The 22,689-nt window shown below is 55.2% G+C and carries 21 protein-coding genes and 1 tRNA gene; 16 read left to right on the top strand and 6 right to left on the bottom strand.

The window, feature by feature from the left end:
• Positions 1-180 precede the first annotated feature (180 nt).
• Positions 181-717 (top strand): DUF4164 family protein, encoded by a 537-nt coding sequence (locus tag AAF463_RS12200; RefSeq protein WP_255610241.1) that lies wholly within the window; start codon positions 181-183, stop codon positions 715-717.
• Positions 718-767: 50 nt separating this feature from the next.
• Here AAF463_RS12200 and AAF463_RS12195 read toward each other — a convergent pair whose 3' ends face one another.
• Positions 768-2,216 (bottom strand): AMP nucleosidase, encoded by a 1,449-nt coding sequence (locus AAF463_RS12195; RefSeq protein ID WP_110868358.1) that lies wholly within the window; start codon positions 2,214-2,216, stop codon positions 768-770.
• 400 nt (positions 2,217-2,616) lie between these two features.
• Between AAF463_RS12195 and AAF463_RS12190 the strand changes: the two genes are divergently transcribed.
• The 9 genes from AAF463_RS12190 (at position 2,617) to ybiX (ending at position 12,830) form a co-directional block, all read left to right on the top strand.
• On the top strand, positions 2,617-3,732 hold the full coding sequence (locus tag AAF463_RS12190) for a branched-chain amino acid ABC transporter substrate-binding protein (protein ID WP_309834126.1): 1,116 nt from the start codon (positions 2,617-2,619) through the stop codon (positions 3,730-3,732).
• Between the two features lie 82 nt (positions 3,733-3,814).
• Positions 3,815-4,729 carry a branched-chain amino acid ABC transporter permease gene (locus AAF463_RS12185; RefSeq protein ID WP_008105462.1) on the top strand — a complete coding sequence of 305 codons (915 nt, stop codon included), beginning with the start codon at positions 3,815-3,817 and terminating at the stop codon, positions 4,727-4,729.
• A gap of 10 nt (positions 4,730-4,739) precedes the next feature.
• Positions 4,740-6,020, top strand: a complete 1,281-nt coding sequence (livM, locus tag AAF463_RS12180; RefSeq protein ID WP_101762800.1) for a high-affinity branched-chain amino acid ABC transporter permease LivM — start codon at positions 4,740-4,742, stop codon at positions 6,018-6,020.
• Entirely contained in the window at positions 6,013-6,888 is an 876-nt protein-coding gene (locus tag AAF463_RS12175; RefSeq protein WP_350260850.1) for an ATP-binding cassette domain-containing protein, read from the top strand. The genes livM and AAF463_RS12175 overlap by 8 nt, the downstream gene beginning before the upstream one ends.
• Positions 6,881-7,630: an ABC transporter ATP-binding protein gene (locus AAF463_RS12170; protein ID WP_110868361.1), complete on the top strand. Its 750-nt coding sequence runs from the start codon at positions 6,881-6,883 to the stop codon at positions 7,628-7,630. The genes AAF463_RS12175 and AAF463_RS12170 overlap by 8 nt, the downstream gene beginning before the upstream one ends.
• 120 nt (positions 7,631-7,750) lie before the next feature.
• Positions 7,751-9,163: an EmmdR/YeeO family multidrug/toxin efflux MATE transporter gene (locus AAF463_RS12165; protein ID WP_137386053.1), complete on the top strand. Its 1,413-nt coding sequence runs from the start codon at positions 7,751-7,753 to the stop codon at positions 9,161-9,163.
• 132 nt (positions 9,164-9,295) lie between these two features.
• Complete coding sequence (locus AAF463_RS12160; RefSeq protein WP_167391193.1) at positions 9,296-9,463, top strand: hypothetical protein; 168 nt, start codon at positions 9,296-9,298, stop codon at positions 9,461-9,463.
• A gap of 353 nt (positions 9,464-9,816) precedes the next feature.
• Positions 9,817-12,102, top strand: coding sequence for a catecholate siderophore receptor Fiu (locus AAF463_RS12155; RefSeq protein WP_350260849.1), 2,286 nt, complete (start codon positions 9,817-9,819; stop codon positions 12,100-12,102).
• A gap of 50 nt (positions 12,103-12,152) precedes the next feature.
• A complete protein-coding gene (ybiX, locus tag AAF463_RS12150) occupies positions 12,153-12,830 on the top strand; it encodes a PKHD-type hydroxylase YbiX (RefSeq protein WP_222182793.1) in 678 nt (225 codons plus the stop codon).
• Between the two features lie 44 nt (positions 12,831-12,874).
• Here ybiX and AAF463_RS12145 read toward each other — a convergent pair.
• Both AAF463_RS12145 and mtfA read right to left on the bottom strand, forming a co-directional pair.
• Positions 12,875-12,950: transfer RNA gene (locus AAF463_RS12145), tRNA-Asn, on the bottom strand.
• Positions 12,951-13,053: 103 nt separating this feature from the next.
• The gene (gene mtfA / locus AAF463_RS12140; protein WP_101762794.1) at positions 13,054-13,830 is read right to left on the bottom strand and encodes a DgsA anti-repressor MtfA; all 777 of its coding nucleotides are present in this window, start codon (positions 13,828-13,830) and stop codon (positions 13,054-13,056) included.
• 247 nt (positions 13,831-14,077) lie between these two features.
• On the opposite strand from mtfA, the gene AAF463_RS12135 reads away from it, so the two are divergent.
• Positions 14,078-15,232: an IS481 family transposase gene (locus tag AAF463_RS12135; protein ID WP_350260848.1), complete on the top strand. Its 1,155-nt coding sequence runs from the start codon at positions 14,078-14,080 to the stop codon at positions 15,230-15,232.
• A gap of 164 nt (positions 15,233-15,396) precedes the next feature.
• Here AAF463_RS12135 and AAF463_RS12130 read toward each other — a convergent pair whose 3' ends face one another.
• Positions 15,397-16,071 (bottom strand): hypothetical protein, encoded by a 675-nt coding sequence (locus tag AAF463_RS12130; protein WP_101763938.1) that lies wholly within the window; start codon positions 16,069-16,071, stop codon positions 15,397-15,399.
• 570 nt (positions 16,072-16,641) lie between these two features.
• On the opposite strand from AAF463_RS12130, the gene AAF463_RS12125 reads away from it, so the two are divergent.
• Both AAF463_RS12125 and AAF463_RS12120 read left to right on the top strand, forming a co-directional pair.
• On the top strand, positions 16,642-17,340 hold the full coding sequence (locus AAF463_RS12125; protein WP_110868365.1) for a phosphohydrolase: 699 nt from the start codon (positions 16,642-16,644) through the stop codon (positions 17,338-17,340).
• Positions 17,341-17,416: 76 nt separating this feature from the next.
• Positions 17,417-17,665 carry a hypothetical protein gene (locus AAF463_RS12120; RefSeq protein ID WP_008105442.1) on the top strand — a complete coding sequence of 83 codons (249 nt, stop codon included), beginning with the start codon at positions 17,417-17,419 and terminating at the stop codon, positions 17,663-17,665.
• A gap of 40 nt (positions 17,666-17,705) precedes the next feature.
• Here AAF463_RS12120 and AAF463_RS12115 read toward each other — a convergent pair whose 3' ends face one another.
• Both AAF463_RS12115 and dcm read right to left on the bottom strand, forming a co-directional pair.
• A complete protein-coding gene (locus AAF463_RS12115; protein ID WP_350260847.1) occupies positions 17,706-19,298 on the bottom strand; it encodes a methyl-accepting chemotaxis protein in 1,593 nt (530 codons plus the stop codon).
• 125 nt (positions 19,299-19,423) lie between these two features.
• Entirely contained in the window at positions 19,424-20,815 is a 1,392-nt protein-coding gene (gene dcm / locus AAF463_RS12110; protein WP_210081929.1) for a DNA (cytosine-5-)-methyltransferase, read from the bottom strand.
• A 128-nt stretch (positions 20,816-20,943) separates the two neighbouring features.
• On the opposite strand from dcm, the gene vsr reads away from it, so the two are divergent.
• From vsr to AAF463_RS12095, 3 genes are all read left to right on the top strand, one after another.
• Positions 20,944-21,420 (top strand): DNA mismatch endonuclease Vsr, encoded by a 477-nt coding sequence (vsr, locus tag AAF463_RS12105; protein ID WP_101763942.1) that lies wholly within the window; start codon positions 20,944-20,946, stop codon positions 21,418-21,420.
• Between the two features lie 70 nt (positions 21,421-21,490).
• Positions 21,491-21,763, top strand: a complete 273-nt coding sequence (locus AAF463_RS12100) for a hypothetical protein (RefSeq protein ID WP_008105433.1) — start codon at positions 21,491-21,493, stop codon at positions 21,761-21,763.
• A 14-nt stretch (positions 21,764-21,777) separates the two neighbouring features.
• Positions 21,778-22,680, top strand: coding sequence for a DUF808 domain-containing protein (locus AAF463_RS12095; protein ID WP_101763943.1), 903 nt, complete (start codon positions 21,778-21,780; stop codon positions 22,678-22,680).
• The last annotated feature ends 9 nt before the right edge of the window (positions 22,681-22,689 follow it).

Genomic DNA, 22,689 nt, shown 5'->3' with positions numbered 1-22,689 from the left:
TCCTTTTTGATGCTCACTTTCCTTCCCTCTCAAAACAGCCCAGGCTTTGCGTGTTATTTAAACCTGCCCGCAAAAAATGTGCTGTGAATGGCGGGATCGTGGAATGTTAACGCTGCGCAAATCTGTTTCACTAACAGTGTGGTGGAAAGATTGAGCTGCGCGATGGAAGAGGATTCGGTGATGGATTACCCCATTAGCAATACAACTCGTGTGTTCCCACCGCTTATTTTTGACGTTGGTAACAAAGGAGATCATCAAATGGAACAACTCACCAAACGCGTTGAAGAGCTGGAAAAAACCACGCAGCAGATTCAGATGGATGTTGCTGTGCTAACTGCGCGTTCAGAGCATTTTGCGACTAAAGCGGATATCGAAAAGGTCAGAGCCGAGCAGGGCGTCATGCGTGTGGAGATTATGGGCGAGCTGGGGGCGCTTGAACAACGTCTCGATAAAAAGTTTGAGCGGATGGAAGACAAATTCGATAAAAAGTTCGAAAAGATAGATGAGAAGTTTGGAAAGATAGATGAGAAGTTCGAAAGGATTGATGAGAAGTTTGAAAGGATTGATGAGAAGTTCGACAGAGTTGATCAGAGATTCAATCAGCTGGAAGATAAAATATCTGCCTTCAACAACAGCATCACCTGGAAAATCATGATACCGACCGGCCTTCTGGTGCTGGCGTGGTTTGTGCAGAATATCGTTTTGAAAATGTCATGACGCGCTTTACTGCACGGTTCCGGCCCTTCATGGGCCGGAACTCATCATGATTACCTAAACGGCGGCTCGTTAAAGGTTCTCAGCTTCCTCGAATGCAGCTTGTCGCCTTCAGCTCGCAGCAGTTCTACCGCGCAGATGCCAATCTGCAGGTGCTCAGAGATTGCGCCCTCATAGAAGCGGTTTGCCTGGCCCGGTAGCTTGATCTCGCCATGCAGCGGTTTATCGGATACGCATAGCAAGGTGCCGTAAGGCACGCGGAAGCGATAACCCTGCGCGGCGATGGTGGCGCTCTCCATATCAACCGCTACGGCGCGGCTCAGGTTGAAGCGCAGCGCCGAAGCGGAGTAGCGCAGCTCCCAGTTACGGTCATCGGTGGTGACCACGGTGCCGGTGCGCAGGCGCTGTTTAACTTCTTCGCCGGGCATGCCGCTGACCGCTTTGGTGGCGTCATACAGTGCGCGCTGCACTTCGGCGATGCTCGGGATTGGGATATCTGGCGGCAGTACGCTATCCAGTACGTGGTCGTCGCGCAGGTAGGCATGCGCCAGCACATAGTCGCCGATGGTCTGGCTTTCGCGCAGTCCACCGCAGTGGCCAATCATCAGCCAGGCGTGCGGACGAATCACCGCCAGGTGGTCACAGATGGTTTTGGCATTGGATGGGCCCACGCCGATGTTCACCAGCGTAATGCCGCGACGATTCGGTGAAGTCAGGTGCCATGCCGGCATTTGGTGCTTCTTCCACGCCAGATCGGACATCATCGCCGTCGGGTCTTGCGTATCGGCGGTGATCACCACTTCACCGGCGCAGGCCAGGCTGTCGTAAGGCGTGGTGGGATCCTGCACCTGCTCAATCGCCCAGCGCACGAACTCATCGACGTAGCGCGTGTAGTTGGTAAACAGCACGAACGGCTGAAAGTGCTCTACGCTCGTGCCGGTGTAGTGGCGCAGGCGTGCCAGTGAGAAATCGGTGCGCAGGGCGTCAAAGTGCGACAGCGGGAAAATCGCATTGGCGTGGAACAGGCCGTCGGCGGTTTCATCACCGATTTGCGACAGTTCGGTGGTGGGGAAATGGCGTGCGATGCTGGCGCTCATTGAGCGGTCCAGTGACAAGCCGTCAATCACATAAGGATAAGGAATTTCCTGCTGTGAAGGCGCGACCTCAATCAGCACGTCGTACTCCTTCTCCAGCATCTGCAGCTGCTCGCTGAGATAGTGGCGCAGCAGCGCCGGGCGCGTGATGGTGGTGCTGTAGCTGCCGGTATGGGTAAAACGTCCCCACGCGCGGGTGCGATTTTGCTGCGGACCTTCACCCAGCCAGGTGATGCGCAGCTGCGGATAAACAAACAGCCCTTGCTGACGCGCGGCCTCATCCGGCAACTGTCCGGTGGCGGTAAAATCGCGAATGGCGTTGCGCAGCGCGTCAACGGCTGCGTCGTACAGGCGTTCTAGTTCGTCCAGCGCTTGCTGGCTGCTCAATCCGTTCCGTTGTGTATTCATGGGTTCTCCTTCAGAAACATGGACCGTTTTCACCAGAGCATAGCGGATAAACCCTTCGCTACGATGAAGAATCTGTGATCGACCGCATTCTGCACCATCACGGTGCTGGTGCGTGGCGTAACCGCGGCTATGTTTATGATCAGCAGGGATGTTACATCGCGTGTCTCCTGTTCTGGAGCGATGCCCGAGTAATAAATCGTCCACCTTCGCGGTATTGGCGAGCTTATTGCTTAGTTTTCAACCGTGGCCTTAATGAATCCATCCGGTTCTTAAAGCAGGTTGCCATAAATGGCGACTCTTCAGGTGTTGGAGGCCGCACTCTGTTCTGCCGAAGTTTCAGAAATTGATTTCTCCCAGGCCGTGGTATGGCTCCGTTCCTGACCCGTTGAGGATTGAAAGCATGTCTTTGAAATTCATAAAACACCCAATGAAGGTGGCGATTGCAGGTTGTTTAAGCGTGGCCTTTTACGCTCAGGCAGATATTAAAATTGGTGTGGCGGGTCCGTTCTCAGGGCCTAATGCGACGTACGGCGCGCAATACTGGAAAGGCGCAAGCCAGGCCGCGGAGGATATCAATGCGGCAGGCGGCATCAACGGCGAGAAAATCGTGCTGGTGCAGGGCGACGACGCGTGTGAACCGAAGCAGGCGGTATCCGTCGCTAACCGACTGGTCGATCAGGATAAAGTGATGGCGGTGGTCGGCCACTTCTGCTCCTCATCCACCATGCCCGCCTCGGAAGTCTATGATGAGGCCGGCGTTTTAGCGATCACGCCCGGATCCACCAACCCAAAAATTACCGAACGCGGCATGAAAACCCTATTCCGCATGTGTGGTCGTGATGACCAGCAAGGCGCCATCGCCGCGGATTACATCATCGACAAGCTGAAAGCGAAGAAAGTGGTCATCATTCATGACAAAGACACTTACGGCCAGGGTTTGGCGGATGCCACCAAAGCCTCACTTGAGAAGCGCGGCGTAAAAGAAGTGCTGTATGAAGGGTTGTCGCGCGGTGAGAAAGATTTTAATGCGCTGGTAACCAAGATCGGCGCGCTGAAACCGGACGTGGTCTATTTCGGCGGCTGTCATCCGGAAGCCGGTCCGCTGGTGCGTCAGATGCGTGAGCAGGGCGTTAATGCGGCTTTCTTCTCCGGTGACTGCATTGTGACGGAAGAGATGGTGACGGCAGCAGGCGGCCCGCAATACACCAAAGGCGTCTACATGACCTTCGGCAACGATCCGCGCACTATCGCCGATGGCAAAGCGGTCATCGACAAATTCCGCGCCGGCGGATTTGAGCCAGAAGGTTATACCTTGTATGCCTACGCCTCCGTGCAGACGCTGGCCGCCGCTTACAAAGCAGCCGGTAAAGACAACGCCAAGGCCAGCGACTGGCTGAAAGCCAACAGCGTCGATACCGTCATGGGCAAAAAAGCCTGGGACAGTAAAGGCGATCTCAAGGTGTCGGATTACGTCGTGTATCAATGGGACGACAAAGGCAAGTATCACCAGCTGTAATGTGCCACGCGGCCCCGTACAGTGCGGGGCCATTCGCGATTGCGCGCGAGGTGTGCGCTCCCATTGAGTACGAGACGACATTATGGACGCCTTTTTCTTACAGCAGCTGATCAACGGTTTAACGCTCGGTGCCGTGTATGGCCTGATCGCCATCGGTTACACCATGGTTTACGGCATTATCGGCATGATCAACTTCGCCCACGGCGAGGTGTATATGATCTCCGCCTATCTGTGTGCCATTGGCTTATCGTTACTCAGCTTTTTTGGCATTCACTCCTTCCCGCTACTGATATTCGGCACCTTAATCTTCACCATTATCGTCACCTCGGCTTACGGCTGGGCGATTGAGCGCATCGCCTATCGACCGCTGCGCAACTCGACGCGCCTTGCGCCGCTGATTTCAGCAATTGGCATGTCACTGATTTTGCAGAACTATGTGCAGCTCAGTCAGGGGCCAAATCAGCAGGGCATTCCGACGTTGCTGACCGGCGTGTTGCGCATGGAATTTGATGGTGGCGTGGTGCAAATCACCTGGACCAAAATCTTCATCCTGATCGCGGCGTTTTGCGGCATGGCGCTGCTGACCTGGATTATCCAGTACACCAAACTCGGGCGTATCTGCCGTGCAGTGCAGCAGGATCGACGCATGGCTTCCATTCTCGGCATCAATACCGATCGCGTTATCTCGCTGGTGTTTGTGATTGGTGCGGCGATGGCGGGATTGGCCGGCGTGCTGGTGACCATGAATTACGGCACCTTTGATTTTTACGCCGGATTTATTATTGGCATCAAAGCGTTCACCGCCGCAGTGCTCGGCGGCATCGGTTCACTGCCGGGCGCGATGCTTGGCGGATTATTGCTGGGCGTCGCGGAAGCGCAGTTCGCCGGGATGGTGAATTCTGACTACAAAGATGTGTTCTCGTTTTCGCTGCTGGTGGTGATTTTGATCTTCCGCCCGCAAGGACTGCTGGGACGTCCGCTGGTCGCTAAAGTGTGAGGAAGCCCCGATGAATGCAATGACGCAAAATCCTGTGCGCCAGGCGCTGCTCGATACGCTGCTGGCGGGGTTAGTGGCGCTGGTGGTATTTGGTCCGATTGTTGGCGTGGTGCTCGACGGTTACAGCTTCAAACTGTCGCCACAGCGCGTGGCGCTGCTGGTGGCGGTGGTGATGGCGGGGCGTTTGCTGTTCAGTTTGTTTCTGCACGCGCCTGTTGGTCAGCGCATCATGCGCAAGTTTGCCAGCAGCGATGACGGGGTTTACGTGCGCGAGCCCGGCTATCGTTCGCGTTTGCGCTGGATATTGCCGCTGCTGCTGATCGTGGCGCTGGCCTTTCCGTTTCTCTCCAGCAAATATCTGCTGACGGTGGCGATTCTCGGCCTGATTTATGTGCTGCTCGGGCTGGGCTTGAATATTGTGGTCGGGCTCGCCGGATTACTCGATCTCGGCTACGTGGCTTTTTATGCCATCGGAGCGTACGGCCTGGCGCTTGGCTATCAATATCTCGGATTGGGTTTCTGGAGCATGCTGCCGCTGGCGGCGCTGCTGGCAGCTTTTGCTGGCGCGCTGCTCGGGTTCCCGGTGCTGCGCATGCACGGCGATTATCTGGCGATCGTTACGCTCGGCTTTGGTGAAATCATTCGTCTGGTGCTGACCAATTGGGTCGCCTTTACCGGCGGCCCGAACGGGGTTTCCGTGCCGTCGCCGACCTTCTTTGGCCTCGAGTTTGCCCGCCGCGCGCGCGATGGCGGCGTGCCGTATCACGAGTTTCTGCACGTCACTTACAACCCGAATATGAAATTTATCTTTATCTATGTTGTGCTGGTTCTGGTGGTGTTGCTGGTGCTGTGGATCAAGCATCGCCTGACGCGTATGCCGATTGGCCGCGCCTGGGAAGCGCTGCGTGAAGATGAGATTGCCTGCCGCGCGATGGGGCTTAACCATGTGTTGGTGAAGCTTTCAGCCTTTATGTTGGGCGCGTCAACGGCGGGCATCGCCGGGGTGTTTTTCGCCAGCTATCAGGGCTTCGTTAATCCCACCTCGTTTACCTTTTTTGAGTCGGCGCTGATTCTCGCCATTGTGGTGCTCGGTGGGATGGGATCGACGCTCGGCGTGGTGCTGGCAGCGTTTGTGCTGACGGTGGCACCGGAACTGCTGCGCAGCTTTGCCGAATACCGCGTGCTGCTGTTCGGCATGCTAATGGTGCTGATGATGATCTGGCGGCCACGTGGGCTGGTGCGCACCGCACGCGTTGGCGTGCCGCTGCGAAAAGGAGTGCGCCATGAGTGATGCCATCCTGCAAGTGGACAACCTGATGATGCGCTTTGGCGGCATCAAGGCGCTGAATGACGTCAGCCTGGCGGTGGAGCGCGGTTCGGTGACCTCATTAATTGGTCCTAACGGTGCCGGTAAAACCACGGTGTTCAACTGCCTGACCGGTTTTTATCGCGCCACCGGCGGACGCATTGTGCTCAACGCCAATCAGTGCAGCACCGATGTGATTCAGGTGCTGGGGCAAAAAATTCACGCAGGTGACTGGATCAATCCTACACGGCTCGGCTCGCGGCTCTGGTACAAGATGTTTGGCGGCGCGCATTTGGTGAACCGCGCCGGGCTGGCGCGTACCTTTCAAAATATCCGGCTGTTCCGCGAAATGTCGGTGATTGAGAATCTGCTGGTGGCACAGCATATGCAGGTCAATCGTCAGCTGCTGGCGGGCGTGCTGAACACGCGCGGCTACCGCGAAGCAGAAAATCGCGCGCTGGATCGCGCTTTTTACTGGCTGGAAAACGTCGATTTGGTCGCCAGCGCCAACCGCCTGGCGGGCACGCTCTCTTACGGTCAGCAACGGCGGCTGGAGATCGCGCGCGCCATGTGTACGCGACCGGAACTGATTTGTCTGGATGAACCGGCGGCTGGGCTGAATCCGGTGGAAACGGAGGCGTTGAGCGCGATTTTGCATCGTCTGCGCGCCGACCATCGCATCAGCGTGTTGCTGATTGAACACGACATGCCAATGGTGATGCGCATTTCCGATCACATCGTAGTGCTCGATCATGGCGATGTGATTGCCCAGGGCACGCCGCAGCAAATTCGTCACGATCCCAAAGTGATTGCCGCCTATCTCGGCGCAGAAGAGGAGAGCGATCATGGCTGAACCGATGCTGGCTTTTGAGCAAGTCGATGTGTTTTACGGTCCTTTGCAGGCGTTGAAACAGGTGTCGTTGACGGTGAATCAGGGCGAAACCGTGGCGCTGATTGGCGCTAACGGCGCGGGAAAATCCACGCTGCTGATGTCGATCTTTGGTCAGCCGCGCATTGCCAGCGGCGAGATCCGCTTGCGCGGCGAAGCGATCAGCCAGCGTTCGACGCACTTTATCGCGGCCAGCGGCATTGCGCAGGCCCCGGAAGGACGACGCATCTTTCCTGATATGACGGTGGAAGAGAACCTGCTGATGGGCACCATCGCTATCGGCGAACGTTTTGTTAAAGAGGACAAAGATCGCATGTATCAGCTGTTCCCGCGTCTGCTGGAGCGGCGTAAGCAGCGCGCCATGACGCTCTCGGGCGGCGAGCAGCAGATGCTGGCGATTGCCCGCGCGCTGATGAGTCGACCTAAGCTGTTGCTGCTCGACGAACCCAGTCTTGGCCTCGCGCCGATTGTGGTGAAGCAGATCTTTGGCATTCTGCGCGAGTTGACCCAGCAAGGCATGACGCTGTTTCTGGTGGAGCAGAATGCCCGCCATGCATTGCAACTTGCGGATCGCGGCTATGTGATGGTGAACGGTGAGATTCGCCTGAGCGGCAGCGGCGCAGAGCTGCTCAATAATGACGACGTGCGCAGCGCCTATTTGGGCGGCGCAGCCGATCCTGCGGTGGTGGCGACAAAAAGTTTGTAATAATGATTAAATGGTGAGGGGAAACACTTTGCATAATTCTCAGTGGCCTATCATCATTATTACTCTTCTTCCTCTCCAAAGTGATTTGGTAATCCCTTGCAAAATCCTGGCGTAGCAGTGATGCGGGCGGTCAGAAACACGGCGTGGTATCCCAAGCGCCGCGCTTACCGTACGTTGTTCTGGCGAGAAATCACCCCATTAGCCGTGCCCATCTTTATCGAAAACCTCTGCGTGATGCTGATGGGCGTCCTCAGTACCTTTTTGGTGAGCTGGCTGGGTAAAGAAGCGATGGCGGGCGTCGGTTTGGCCGACAGCTTCAACATGGTGATCATCTCCTTCTTTGCCGCCATCGATCTCGGCACCACGGTGGTGGTGGCGTTCAGCCTGGCGAAACGCAACGGCAAACGTGCGCGAGCCGCCACCAGACAGTCGCTGGGATTGATGACCGCGCTGGCGTTTGTGCTGGTGATCGCCATCGAGTTTTGGGGGCATCTGATCATTGATGTGATTGCCGGCAGCGCCGATCCCAAAGTGAAAGAGCTGGCGCTGAGCTATCTGCAAACTTCGGCGTGGAGCTATCCCGCAGCGGCAATTGCGCTGATTGGCAGCGGCGCGCTGCGTGGCGCGGGCAATACTAAAATCCCGATGCTGATCAACGGCGGCATGAACATTCTCAACATCGTGATCAGTAGCGTGCTGATTTACGGCTGCCTCGGTTGGGAAGGGCTGGGCTTTGTTGGTGCCGGATTGGGCTTGACCATTTCGCGCTACATCGGTGCGGCGGCGGCGATTTACGTGCTGTATCGCGGCATTACGCCAGCCCTGAAAATCTCCATCGCCAGCTATTTCCGGCGCTGGGATCGCAATATTCTGATGGAAGTGTTGGGCATTGGCGTGCCCGCCAGTATTGAATCGGTACTGTTTAACGGCGGTAAGCTGCTCACGCAGATTTTTGTCGCTGGCATGGGTACCAATGAGATCGCCGGTAACTTTATCGCCTTCTCGATTGCTTCGCTGATTAACCTGCCGGGTAACGCGTTGGGATCGGCGTCGACCATTATTACCGGCCGCAGGTTGGGACTGAATCAGGTGATGCAGGCTGAACGCCAAATCAAACACGTGTTCTGGCTGGCGATGATTGGATTGTGTTCGCTGGCGCTGATCACCGTGCCGCTCGCCGGAACACTCGCGCAGTTTTACAGCCGCGATCCGGAAGTCATTTCAGTTACTAAGCATTTAATTTGGCTGAATGCCGCCTTTATGCCGATCTGGACCGCTTCATGGGTGCTGCCCGCCAGCCTGAAAGGCGCGCGCGATGCGCGTTACACCATGTATGTGTCAATGTTTAGCATGTGGGGCGCCCGCGTCGTAGCAGGTTATTTCCTTGGGATTGTGTTGGGAATGGGCGTGATAGGCGTGTGGCTCGGCATGTTCCTCGACTGGACGGTGCGCGGCGTATTTTTCTGGTGGCGACTCAACAGCGGCAAATGGCTGAACAATTACCGCAAGATGATGGCGAAGAGCAGGGGATAGGGCATTGGCTGGTGCCCATTGTGGGCTCTACGTATATGCATTAATTGGCAATGAAGCGCACAACTAATCGGTTTGGTTATAGGAGAGAATACGGTTTACTGTCAGCGTCAATCATTTGTGGAGAAGCTGACAATGAAACACCTCTTGCAGCAGTGGTTTAACCAACTGATCAATGGCGAGACTGGACCCGCAGAAGAGCGCGAATTCGATCTCAGTAATCATATCGACCTGCTGATTCCCATCAGCCAGCTGTACGGTGTTGAGTTCCATCCTTCGGTGTATCGTTACTATGAGAGATGAGCGCCTGCACCATGTCATCCGCTACAGCTACTGGAATGAGCTGTGCGCTGTTGAATAAAGAACCCGCTCTAGCCAGCGGGTTTTTTTATGCCTGAAATTTGACCCTTCGTTCAAAAAAATTCATCAGATTTTTACACTCTCTATCAATTGTCTTGATTCCGTAATTTTCTCGTAAAGAAATGTATTCCTAACTCGCGGCGCGCGTGTAAGATAGAAAAGTAAATGATAACCATTGGCGTTATCATTTAGGTGTCACGCCAGCTCAACGCCTTGCCGCCGGAATGCTTCTGCGCCAGGGCATCCGCTGATGTGATGTGCGCGTCAATCATTACAAGAAACTCACTCCCTTAAAAATGGATAAAAATCGCACCCTGCCGTTTGGCAGCTTCAATTCGTTGACCCTGTTCACCGGGCTTTGCATTGGTATTTCTCCTGCTGCCGCATTAGCGGCAGAAAATGCCAACAAAAAATCTGACGATACCTTAGTGGTTGAAGCGCATACGCCATCGCTGTATGCCCCCAACGCATCTGCCGATCCGAAATTCAATCGTCCGCTGGTGGATACCACCCGCACCATGACGGTGATTCCGGATCAGGTGATTAAAGATCAGGGCGTAACCAATCTTACCGACGCGCTGAAAAACGTGCCGGGCGTGGGCGCGTTCTATGCGGGGGAAAACGGCAGTTCTACTACCGGTGATGCGGTGTATATGCGTGGCATTGATACCTCCAACAGCATTTACGTTGATGGTATTCGCGATATTGGTAGCGTGACGCGCGATACCTTCAACACTCAGCAGGTTGAAGTGATTAAAGGGCCATCGGGCACCGATTACGGACGCAGCGCGCCGTCAGGTTCGATCAATATGATCAGCAAACAGCCGCGCCTCGATACCGGGCTCGACGCCTCAGTCAGCGTTGGCAGCGCGTGGATGCGTCGCGGCACGCTGGATTACAACCAGGCGATTAACGACAACGCCGCGTTCCGCCTCAATCTGATGGGTGAGAAAACTCACGATGCGGCGCGTGATAACGTGCAGAACGAGCGTTATGGCGTTGCGCCATCGCTGGCGTTGGGTCTGGATACTGCAACGCGCTTGTACCTCAACTATCTGCATGTGCAGCAAAACAATACGCCCGATGGCGGCATTCCAACCATTGGCCTGCCGGGCTATTCGGCGCCAAATGCGGCGACATCGGCACTGAACAATTCTGGCAAAGTCGCGACCAGTAACTATTACGGCACCGATTCTGACTTTGATAAATCGACCACCGACAGCGCCACCATACGCTTCGAGCACGATATTAACGACAGCACCACCATCCGCAACACCACGCGTTGGTCACGCGTGAAGCAGGAATATCTGCTGACGGCAGTGATGGGCGGCGCCACCAATATCACTGCCCCGAACCGGAACGATGTGAATAGCTGGAGCTGGTCGCGCCTGGCGAACACCAAAGACATCAGCAACCGCATTCTCTCCAACCAAACCAACATCACCTCGAAGTTTTACACCGGTTCGGTTGGGCACGATGTCAGCGCGGGCGTGGAGTTTACGCGTGAAAATCAAACCAACTACGGCGTCAATGCGATTACGCCGCCATCGGTTAATATCTACCATCCTATCAGCAGCATTTCGGTGGGTGGATTGGACAGGAATGGTGCCAATGCTAACGGGCAAACCGATACCGCAGGCATTTACGCCTTTGATACGCTCGCCATTACCAAAAGTTTTGAGCTGAACGGCGGCATTCGTCTCGATAACTATCACACCGAGTATGACAGCGCGACCGCCTGTGGCGGCACCGGACGCGGTGCGTTGACGTGCCCAGCTGGCGTGCCGCGCAATACGCCGGTTACCACCGTGGATACCGCAAAATCGGGCAATCTGGTGAACTGGAAAGCCGGTGCGCTTTATCGTCTGACCGAGCAGGGCAACGTCTATGTTAACTATGCCATTTCTCAGCAACCGCCAGGTGGCAGCAGCTTTGCACTGGCCGCGGGCGGCACCGGCAACAGCGCCAACCGCACTGACTTCAAACCGCAGAAAGCCAAGTCCAGCGAAGTGGGCACCAAATGGCAGGTGCTGGATAAACGTCTGTTGCTGAATGCAGCGCTGTTCCGTACCGATATTGAAAATGAAGTCACCGCTAATGACGACGGCACCTATTCGCAAGCCGGTAAAAAACGTGTGGAAGGTTATGAGCTCTCAGCCACTGGCAACATCACGCCAGATTGGGAAGTGATCGCCGGCTATACCCTGCAGCATGCGTCAGTGACCGAAGGGGATAGCGTATCGCAGGATGGATCTTCTGCGCTGGCTTACACGCCGAAGCACGCCTTTACATTGTGGACCAACTATCAGGCAACCGATGCGATTTCAGTCGGTGCCGGTGCGCGTTATGTGGGCAGCCTGCGTCGCGGCAGCGATGGTGCGGTCGGTACGCCGGATCACACCGAAGGTTATTGGGTCGCCGATGCCAAATTGGGCTACAAGGTGAACAACAACCTCGATCTGCAGCTCAACGTGTACAACCTGTTTGATACCAACTATGTTGCGTCAATCAATAAGAGCGGTTATCGCTACCATCCAGGCGAGCCACGGACTTTCCTACTGACGGCAAACGTGCATTTCTAAGTTAACGTCGTGGGGCGTGCGCGCCCCACAATTTTTGAGAGAACAACGCGATGATGTATCACATTCCTGCTGTACTGACGCCGGAAGAGGTAGCGAGTTTTAGCACGCTGCTGCAACAGGCCGAATGGATCGACGGAAGGGCGACGGTCGGCAGCCAGGGCGCGACGGTGAAAAACAATCAGCAGATCGATACCCGCACGCCACTGTACGATCAGCTGCAAACCGCGGTGATGCAGGCGCTGAACAACAACCCGCTGTTCTTTTCCGCTGCATTACCACGATCGATTTCCACGCCGCTGTTTAACCGTTATGAGCAGGGCGAAACCTACGGTTTTCATGTCGATGGCGCGGTACGCCATAACGGCGCGGCGGGCTGGATGCGAACCGATCTCTCCGCCACGCTGTTCCTCAGCGAACCTGAAAGCTACCAAGGTGGCGAGTTGGTGATTGAAGACACGTATGGTCAGCACAAGGTGAAGCTGCCAGCGGGCCATCTGGTGCTGTATCCGTCGAGCAGCCTGCATTGCGTCACGCCGGTTACCCAAGGTGCGCGCGTCGCTTCTTTCCTGTGGATTCAATCGATGGTACGCGATGATAAACAGCGCGCCATGCTGTTCGAGCTGGATCGCAATATTCAAAGCCTCAAAGCGCGTCACGGTGATAGCCCAGAGCTGTTGTCGCTGCTGAACATGTATCACAACCTGCTGCGCGGCTGGACGGAAGTGTAAAAGCAAAAAGCCCGCTTAGTTTCCTAAGCGGGCTTCTCTAAATATGGCTCCTCTGACTGGACTCGAACCAGTGACATACGGATTAACAGTCCGCCGTTCTACCGACTGAACTACAGAGGAATCGTGTGAACGAGGCGAATATTAATGGCGCCCCTTGCAGGTGTCAACAGCTTAAAACACATTTGTATTCAACTGGCTAGCATTAGTACAAAGCGATCGCGATTTAAGCAGGTTCTGCTGTTAGCATCGCCAGTCGCGCCAGGGGATCCTGACGATAGAACTGCTGCAGATGGCGATACATCGCCGGGAAACGGTTAGCCAGTAAATCCGGTGCGCTGAAGAAATACTCCGACAGCACCGCAAAACATTCAGCCGCATCGCTGGCGGCGTAAGGATCGATGGTCGCCGCCTGTTCACCGACTAACTCAACTTCCGCTTCAATCTCCGCCATTGCCTGCAGCAGATCTTTCTCCCAGCTGGCGACATCGCGCAGCGCCATCACCGGAATGCCGCTGGTATAGCCGCTGCCGCGCGCATCAAGTTTATGCGCCACTTCGTGGATCACCAGGTTAAAGCCGGAGAGATCGAGCGAATCCTGAATATCCAGCGCATTCAGCACCACCGGACCTTGCGTCCAGCTTTGTCCAGCGTGCACCGCCGGCGCGTGATGCACCAGGCCGTTATCATCTTCCCAGCGATCGTCGACATTGAAAGGTTCAGGATAGATCAGCACTTCATGAAAGCCATCAAGCCATTCGAGACCGAGCTTCAACACTGGCAAACAGAACAGCAGCGCCAGACGCGTCAGTAACAGTTCATCGAGTTGCAGGCCTTGCAGAGGCGAGATTTTTTTCTGCTGCAGGAAGCGTTGCGCCAGCGTAACCAGCGCGGTTTTTTCATCAGGATCGAGCAGTGAAAAGATCGGCTGCGCCAGCGCCTGTTGCCAGGGCAGCGCCAGTACTGAAGTCTCTATTTGCGCATGCCACGGCCATTTGAACATTGCGTCACTCACTCTTCAGACGAAAACAGTATCCTGGCGCGGCAAAGGGGAAATTACCAGCGCGGAATCAAAGCCAGAGATTCAACCAGTTAATGGGGGATTTGTCTGTGATTGGCGTGGCAAAGCGGCAAAGTAAGTTTGCCTTCACACCAACGCTCTCCCGCAGGCGGTGTACAGTCCGGGGACATGGTGAACACTTGTTCGGGGACATGGTAGACACTTACAACTAAGGCATAAGAACCCGTTTATGGAGTCGCTTATGTCCTGGGATGCGAGAGATACCATGTCATTACGTAAAGAGTTTGTTCTGTTCGCCTCGCAAGACGGGGCGAACATCCGCGCACTCTGCCGTCACTACGGCATTTCTTCCGCCACTGCCTACAAGTGGCTTCGCCGCTGGGCTGAAGAGGGAGAATCCGGTCTTGAGGACCGCCCCTGCATACCCCATCACTCTCCCAACCGCTCGTCTGACGACATCACTGACCTGCTTCGTATGGCGCATGAACTTCATCAGCACTGGGGCGCGCGCAAGATAAAGCGCTGGCTCGAAGACCGCGGACACCGCATGCCCGCCTTCAGCACCGTCCACAGCCTGATGGCCCGCCACGACCTGCTGCCGGGCTCAGCTCCGGGTGTCCCGGCCACGGGCCGGTTTGAACATGCGGCCCCGAACCAGCTCTGGCAGATGGATTTCAAGGGGCATTTTCCCTTTGGCGGCGGCCGCTGCCACCCGCTTACCCTCCTTGACGATCACTCCCGCTTCTCGCTGTGCCTCGTACACTGCGCTGACGAGCGGCGTGAGACGGTGCAGAAGCAGCTGGTCAGCGTCTTTGAACGTTACGGCCTGCCGGACCGGATGACGATGGATAACGGTTCGCCGTGGGGCGACACTACCGGGACCTGGACGGCCGTCGAGCTGTGGCTTATGCGACAGGGTATCCGGGTGGGGCACTCCCGGCCTTATCATCCGCAGACGCAGGGCAAGCTGGAGCGCTTTCACCGCAGCCTGAAGGCTGAAGTGCTGCAGGGGAAGTGGTTCGCGGACGACGGTGAGCTGCAGCGCGCCTTCGATCACTGGCGGACGGTTTATAACCTTGAACGCCCGCATGAGGCGCTGGATATGGCGGTGCCGGCGTCGCGCTATCAGCCATCGGCTCGGCAGTACAGCGCCAGCGTAACGTCAGCGGAATACGACGAGGGCGTGATGGTCAGGAAGGTAGATATCAGTGGGAAGCTGACTATAAAAGGCCTGAGTCTGAAGGCAGGCAAGGCGTTCAGGGGAGAGCACGTTGGCCTGAAGGAGATGCAGGAAGACGGGTGCTACGAGGTATGGTGGTACAGCACAAAAGTGGGGGTGATCGACCTGAAGAAAAAGTCGATCACCATGGGTAAAGGATGTTAAAAAGTGTTCACCATGTCCCCGAACACCTGTCTACCATGTCCCCGGACTGTACAGGCGGGAGAGGGAGCTTACTGTGCAAATCTTCGCGTGATCCCCAAACTTCTACATCGCTAAGAACGGTTCCCTCGCCCGCCCGCGGGAGAGGGTTAGGGGGAGGGGACGTCTTATCGTTCAACCCGCTGAAACGCGATCACCCAAACCCACGGGTTCACTTCCCAGCTGGTGGCGCCGTACTGTTTCTGCCACGCTTTGCGGTACGCTTCTTTTGGCGATTCTGAATTCATATTCATGGTGAAGAAGTTATTCAGGAAGTGCGAATCGGTCTGCACGCCTTCCGCCATGATGTCATCTTCACTAATGTCCTGAATCTTCTCGGCTCGCACCGAGGTGATTTGCAGGTCGATGCGGCTGGCCCAGCGCGGCATATGAATCGCGGTTTGCCAGCCAAACTGCTCGGCATTCTGCATATTCTCATCCAGCTGTCCCAATTCATTGCTGTCAGCGCGATATTGGCAGTAAGCCGCATTGCGGAACGGCAGAGGATCGCGTTCGTAATCCGCCAGCATCGCCTCCGGCACGATCGGGCCGCGCCAGGTTTCACGTACCCACAAACCATCGCCCGCCTGACCAAATGGGCAGTGCGAACTGACATCGGTCATCGACATCAATTTATAGCCGTGCAGATGATTGGCACTGACATCAAATGCGTGTACGCCTTCATGATGATCCTGACCCGGACCAAAGGCTTGAGTTTTCATAATGCGCCGGGTCTGCGTTTGCTGGCCAACCAGCAGGGCGCGTACCCGCTGTTCGGAAAAAAGAATCGGCCGTTCTTTCATTGCATACCTCTTAATGTGTCACAAACCCGGAAACTGCGAAGAATCCCCTAACATCCGTAGATGTGAGAGCTAGCATAATGGGTTTGAATCAGTTTGCTTAATAATTTGTCGACTTAGTATCAGGCTATTCTGGCAATTTTAGATGTAAAAAATGGTTCATAAGCAAAATGTGTGCTGAAAAGGACTTTGCAAGGGATCAGAAGCCATAAATTTTCCAGATACAGTACGTTATAAAGGCCATTATGGGAACCTTTTCAGATTATGCCGTGTTGATCTGCCTCTAAGAAGCCCCATTTATCAGCATAGATAACTGGAATTTATCCCTAAAGCGAAATTTGTTGATGACGCGAATATATTAAACCTATTGAACAGAGTTATTTAACTAAAACGCACTAAGGAAATACCGAAATCGCAATGGCTGCTGTGCAAGCGGCGTTAACAGCGTTATAACAAGATCGGGATCTCATTTTTACGCCTGGCACCGGCTGGACGGATGTAAAAAAAGTGTCATGACCAGGCCGCTATGATGTCCGCAGGAACGTAGATAACAGCAATAACAGGAGAAGCACGATGTCACTTACTCACTGGCAACAACGCTACGAGAATTGGCTGCAGCTCAACTGGCTGCACGACGACAAAGCCCACGATATCGCGCACCTGCGCCGCGTCTGGATGAGTGCTAAGCGCATCATGCAGCACAGTGACGCCGATCCTATGGTCGTGATGACCGCCTGCTATTTTCACGATGTGGTCAACCTGCCGAAAAACCATCCCGAACGTCATTTAGCGTCAACTTATGCCGCGGAAGAGACGCGCCGCATACTGCAGCAAGATTTCCCCGACTTCCCGTTCGAACGGCTGGATGCCGTTGCGCACGCGGTGCAGGCTCATAGCTTTAGTGCGCGTATCGCGCCGCAAACGCTGGAAGCGAAAATCGTGCAGGATGCCGATCGTCTCGAATCATTAGGTGCTATCGGCCTGGCGCGCGTTTTCTATACGGCGGGCGCGTTAGGTCGTCCGCTGTTTGATAGCGAAGATCCGTTAGGAAAAGATCGGGAACTGGATGATGTGAAGTGGACCTTGGATCACTTCCAGAAAAAGCTATTGGGTTTACCGCAAACCATGCAAACCGAAGCTGGACGCCTGCTGGCGGAACATAACGCCGATTTTCTCGTCCACTACATGGGCAAACTTTGCGCCGAGCTGCAGGGCAATTTGACCTCCATCGATGAGTCGGTGTTAAGAGATTTCAGCCCTATACACTCGTAATATTAAATTTTTATGACAGTCTGTTAAGTTTCATCTGCTTCCGCTACGTTGTTGTAAATCAAAAGGGAGTATGAAAATGACCGAGACCGTTAACTTAACCATCAAAATTGACCCGGCACTGAAAGAGCACATCAAACAGTTAGCCGCCGATAACCAAATCTCCATGAGTCAGGAGATCGTTAATCGCCTGCAGGCCAGTTTAGATGCGGGTGCGCAACCGGCCATTGATAGTCTGGACACGCAAGAAGCGGTGGAAGATCAGCTCTCCGCTGCGGAACTGAAGCAGATTCGTGCACTGCTGAAGAAAAGTAAGAAGAAGAAATAAGCAGAAAACCCGTCACTGACGGGTTTTTTATGCCTGCAGATTAAATACGGAACTGCTGCGCGCGCTGCGCCAGGCGGTCCGATAAAGCGCGCAATTGCACTGCCGATTGCACCTGATGGGCGTTAAGCGCTTCGTTCTGCTGCAGCTGTCCGCTCATCTCCACCACTTCCAGCGCAATCTTTTTCACCCGATGACTCTGCGCAGCACTGTTGTGCTGTAGCTCGTTCAACTGCGTCACCACGCCAGACACCGCGCTGCTGATCTGCGCGAACAGCACCTCCAGCGCTTTCACCTTATCGAAGCCAGCATGCACATGTTGCTGCGTATGCTGAATCAATCCGTCAATCTGGCGCGTCGAGGCACCGCTTTGCTGCGAGAGCAAACCCATCTCTTTGGCGACCACCGAGAAGCTGCGGCCGTAAGCGCCGGCATGTGCAGACTCGATCGCGGCATTTAGCGACAACAAACGCGTCTGCATCGACAAGTCATCCAGCATGCCAACAATCCCGGCGATATCATCCGACGCGGTGACAATTTGCTGCATCTGGGTTTCCATCTTATCGACTTCCAGTGCGCAGTTACGCATCAACGCATCGGCAGATTGCGCTTCCTGCGTCGCCTGCTGCGAGAACTGGGCACCAATCTCCACCTCTTCAGAAACGCGATCTAAGCGCTGCGACAGATGATGGAAGCTGGCATTTTGCTGCTGGTGTTGCTGCATCACTTTCTCATTGTACTGCTGCATATCTTCTGCGCCGGCGGCCACGCTGACCGCCACCGTGTTGATGTCGCGCACAATCTGCTGCAAGCCGCGCCGCATGGTCTCGATTGACTGGAACAGCTGGCGCGTTTCCAGCGACTGACGACGCGGAAGGTTTTGCGCATCGACCAGATCACCGGTGGCGATCTGTTCCAGCTGCGCATTCGCGCGACGCAGCGGCAACAATACGCCGCGCATCAGCAGGCTGGACGCCAGCACTAACAGCGCCATCAGTATCGCGCTGACCATCAGCGACAGATTGCGGCTCTGCTTCAAGGTGCTGAGGGTGTTTTGATTCACGCTGCTGAGCTGCTGATTGGCCTGCTCGATTTCACTGAACCAGGCATCATTAAACTGCTGCTGAAATGCCTGCATCGGCACCATAAAAAAGGCGTTGATGTCGTTGGCCGCTAATCCTTTCAGCTGCTCCTGCAATCCTGCCGCTAGCATGGTAAAACCTTGCGCCAGCGGGCTATCCGCATGGGCGTGGTAGGCGGCGAACTGTTGTTGCGCCTGTTTCAACGAGTCATCGGCTGCCGCCGCCAGACTTTTCCAGCTATCCACCGAGCCACTTTGTTGATCCTGCATCAGATAAATACCGGCGCGATGGCTGTTATCACTGGCGGTGAGCAGTTCGATGCGCGCTTTATCCAGCAGGGCCAGACGTTCGCGCAGTTGATTCGCCTGCTGCAACGAGGTTTGCGTCTGGTTAACGTGGGTATTCAGTAGCAGCACGCCGGCAAACTGCAGCAAGCAGAACAGCACAATGAACAGCAAAAACTGGCTACGTAAACTGGTGAGCCACAGCGGAATACGCGGGGAGAACCGCGCGCGTAACCGCAGCGGCAGAGTGATAACAGACAGGAGTGACATCACACGCCTCCAAAAAAATAAAACAGGAGTATTGGCAGCACGCGTGACAGTTTGGTGACAGCGGGCGCGATTAGGCGGAAAACAGCATAAAGCGCGGCCCTAAATAAAATTGTGGTCCTGAATCGCTACGCCTTTTGCGCGGCGTACTGTTCAATCAGCGGCAATAACAGTTGCGCCACCGCAGCAAATACCGGCACCACTACCGAGTTGCCGAACTGCTTGTAGGCCTGCGTATCGGAAACCGGAATGCGCAGTTTGGTCTCGCCCGGCGCTTCAAAACCCATCAGGCGGGCACATTCGCGCGGCGTTAAACGACGCGGACGGCGCGCCATATTCTCCGCCTGCTGGAAATCTGCTTCGCCTTGCGCGTAATCCCAGCCGCGATCGATGAGGATTTCCGAACCATCTTTGTAGTAGCGCGCCGATAAAGTACGCACGCAAATGTTCAGATTACGCGGATCGTTAAGGCCAAAGCCGAAGCCGTTACCTTTGGCTTTGTGCTTTTTCGCGTATTGATACAGATAGTTCCACAGCGTGGGCGATAGCGTGTATTTTGCTTCCGGCTCGGATTCCAGCAGGCTGTGTAACGACGGCACCTTTTGCGGATAGAGCGCGGGCAGGGCGCGCAACGAAAAGCCGTTGCTGAGCCCGCTATCACGGCGAATGCCCACCAGCACGATACGCTCACGATGCTGCGGCAGGAAATGGCGCGCATCGATAATTTTCGCATCCGGCAAACCGCCGTCATTGGCATCGGCCACGTCATAACCGAGTTCATCCAGCGTGGCCATAATGATGGCGAAGGTGCGGCCTTTATCGTGGCTCTTAAGGTTTTTCACGTTCTCCAGCACGAAGAACGGCGGCTTCTTGGCGGCCAAAATGCGCGCCACATCGAAGAATAGCGTGCCTTGCGCTTCGCACTCAAAACCGTGCGCGCGACCCAACGCATTCTTCTTGCTCACGCCCGCCAGCGAGAAGGGCTGACAAGGAAAACCGGCCAGCAGCACCTGATGATCGGGAATGGTGCGATCGATATGCTGATAAATTGCCTGCTCATCGCTGATGCCCGCGGGCTGCGTTACCAGACGAATATCACTGTTGAAGTGATGCAACTGTGGATCGCTATACAGATTGGCTTTATAGGTGCGCACCGCTTCTTTATTCCATTCGCTGGTGAACACGCATTGACCGCCAATCTGCTCGAAGCCACGACGAATGCCGCCGATACCGGCAAACAGATCGACAAACTGGAATTTGGCGTCGTCATAGTGCGCCGGACGCTGCGGCAGCAAGGCCTGCAGGCTGGCCACTTCGCGGCTGGAGAGCGCCGGCGCGGCACTTTTACCGGCGCGGATGCGATTCAAACGCGGCACGCTCCAGTCGCGGCCACCGGCTTCAGTTAAGGTGATAACCACATCGCGTGCGGCATAGATATCGAGCACCTGCAGTAACAGCGACGTCGCGTCATCCTGATCGGCGGTTAACGGGGAGGGCGAGACGGGGTCGATAGCGAGCATGCGTTTTTCCTTAACAGTGAAGCGGCTATGCTAACACTCATCACGCAACGAGGAAATTGGCGTGCGGTGTGCTTTCGCTTTTGGCTTAAACCGCTAAAGTTGTAGAAGCGCTAATACAAGGAGACGCCATGGCAGACGTTCACTCGCAAGCCATTCGCAGCAAAAACATGCGCGCGATTCGCAATCAGGATACCGCGATTGAACAGCGTATTGCGTTGATTCTCAAAGATCGCGGCTTCACCTATCGCGTACAGGATAAAGCGCTACCGGGCCGCCCGGATTTTGTCCTGCCCGCCGAGAAAGCGATTATCTTTGTTCATGGCTGCTTCTGGCATCGACATCACTGCTACTTATTCAAAATGCCGGCCACGCGCACCGAATTTTGGAGTGGCAAAATTAACAGTAACGTTGAGCGCGACCGGCGTTACGTCGAACAACTGCGCGAAGGAGGTTGGAAAGTACTGATTGTTTGGGAGTGCGCGCTGCGCGGCAAACTGCAGCTGCAGGACAGCGCGCTGATTGAACGTTTAGAAGAGTGGCTGCTGGCCGCAACCGACAGCAGCGAAATCGACCATCAGGGCTTGCATCACTATCGCGTTGAATAGTGCGAGATTGTTGCTTTTAGCCGCTATAACAGTTTAGATCTCCCTTTTCTCTGGGACGCGGAATTGAGCCATGAGCAGCATCAAACTTACCGTTAAGCGCCTGTATCAACTCCGCGATGAGCGGATGGTGACAACCCAAGCCACGGCGCGCATTTATCTTGGCGACCGGCTGGTAGCCACCGAAGAGATCAGCGGCATGACGGAAAGTCCGGTGAGCAAGTATTTGCACGCCGGGGATCTGACGGGGCCGTTACGCGTCGAATGGGACTGTGCGGGCATCGCCGATATGTCAGTAACGGCGATTGAGCGTTGCCCCTGTTGTCAGGATCACGAACCGGAATAATAAGGAATACCACTTTGGCAGGAACCAGTTTACTCACCCTTCTGGATGATATTGCAACACTGCTCGACGATATCTCGGTCATGGGCAAAGTTGCGGCAAAGAAGACCGCAGGCGTATTGGGTGACGATCTGTCGCTGAATGCGCAGCAGGTTAGCGGTGTCAAAGCCAACCGTGAATTGCCCGTTGTATGGAGCGTTGCAAAAGGCTCCTTTCTTAATAAATTCATTCTGGTGCCGCTGGCGTTATTGATCTCGGCGTTTGCGCCCTGGTTGATTACGCCGCTGCTGATGATTGGCGGTGCCTATCTTTGCTACGAAGGCGTGGAGAAAGTGCTGCATAGCCTCAATCACGATAAGGCCGAGCAGAGTCCGGAGGCGCGTCAGCAGCGTCTCGACAAACTGGCGCAGCAGGATCCGCGGGCGTTTGAAAAGGACAAAGTAAAAGGCGCAGTGCGTACTGACTTTATCCTCTCGGCGGAGATTGTCGCCATCACGCTGGGCATCGTCTCAGAGGCGCCGCTGCTGAATCAGGTGCTGATTCTCGCCGGTGTCGCCATTCTGGTGACCATTGGCGTGTACGGCATCGTGGCGATGATTGTTAAAATTGACGATTTGGGCTTTTGGTTAAAAGAGAAATCTTCCACGGTCGCGCAGGCCATTGGCGGCGTATTGCTGGCCTTTGCCCCCTGGTTGATGAAAGCCTTAACGTTAGTCGGCACGTTGGCGATGTTTTTGGTTGGTGGCGGCATTGTGGTGCACGGCATCACGCCGCTACATCACGCTATTACGGAATACAGCGCCGGATTCAACGGTTTGGTCTCGGCACTGCTGAGCAACGGCGCCAATTTGGTGATCGGCTTTATCATTGGGTCGATCGTGCTGTTGGGCGTAAATCTGATTGCTAAGCTGCGCGGCTAGCAGTTATAA

The sequence above is a fragment of the Pantoea sp. BJ2 genome, from assembly GCF_040255075.1.
Lineage (GTDB): Bacteria > Pseudomonadota > Gammaproteobacteria > Enterobacterales > Enterobacteriaceae > Pantoea > Pantoea leporis.
The sequence above is the reverse complement of the archived record's forward strand: the minus strand, read 5'-3'. Positions and strand labels throughout refer to the sequence as shown.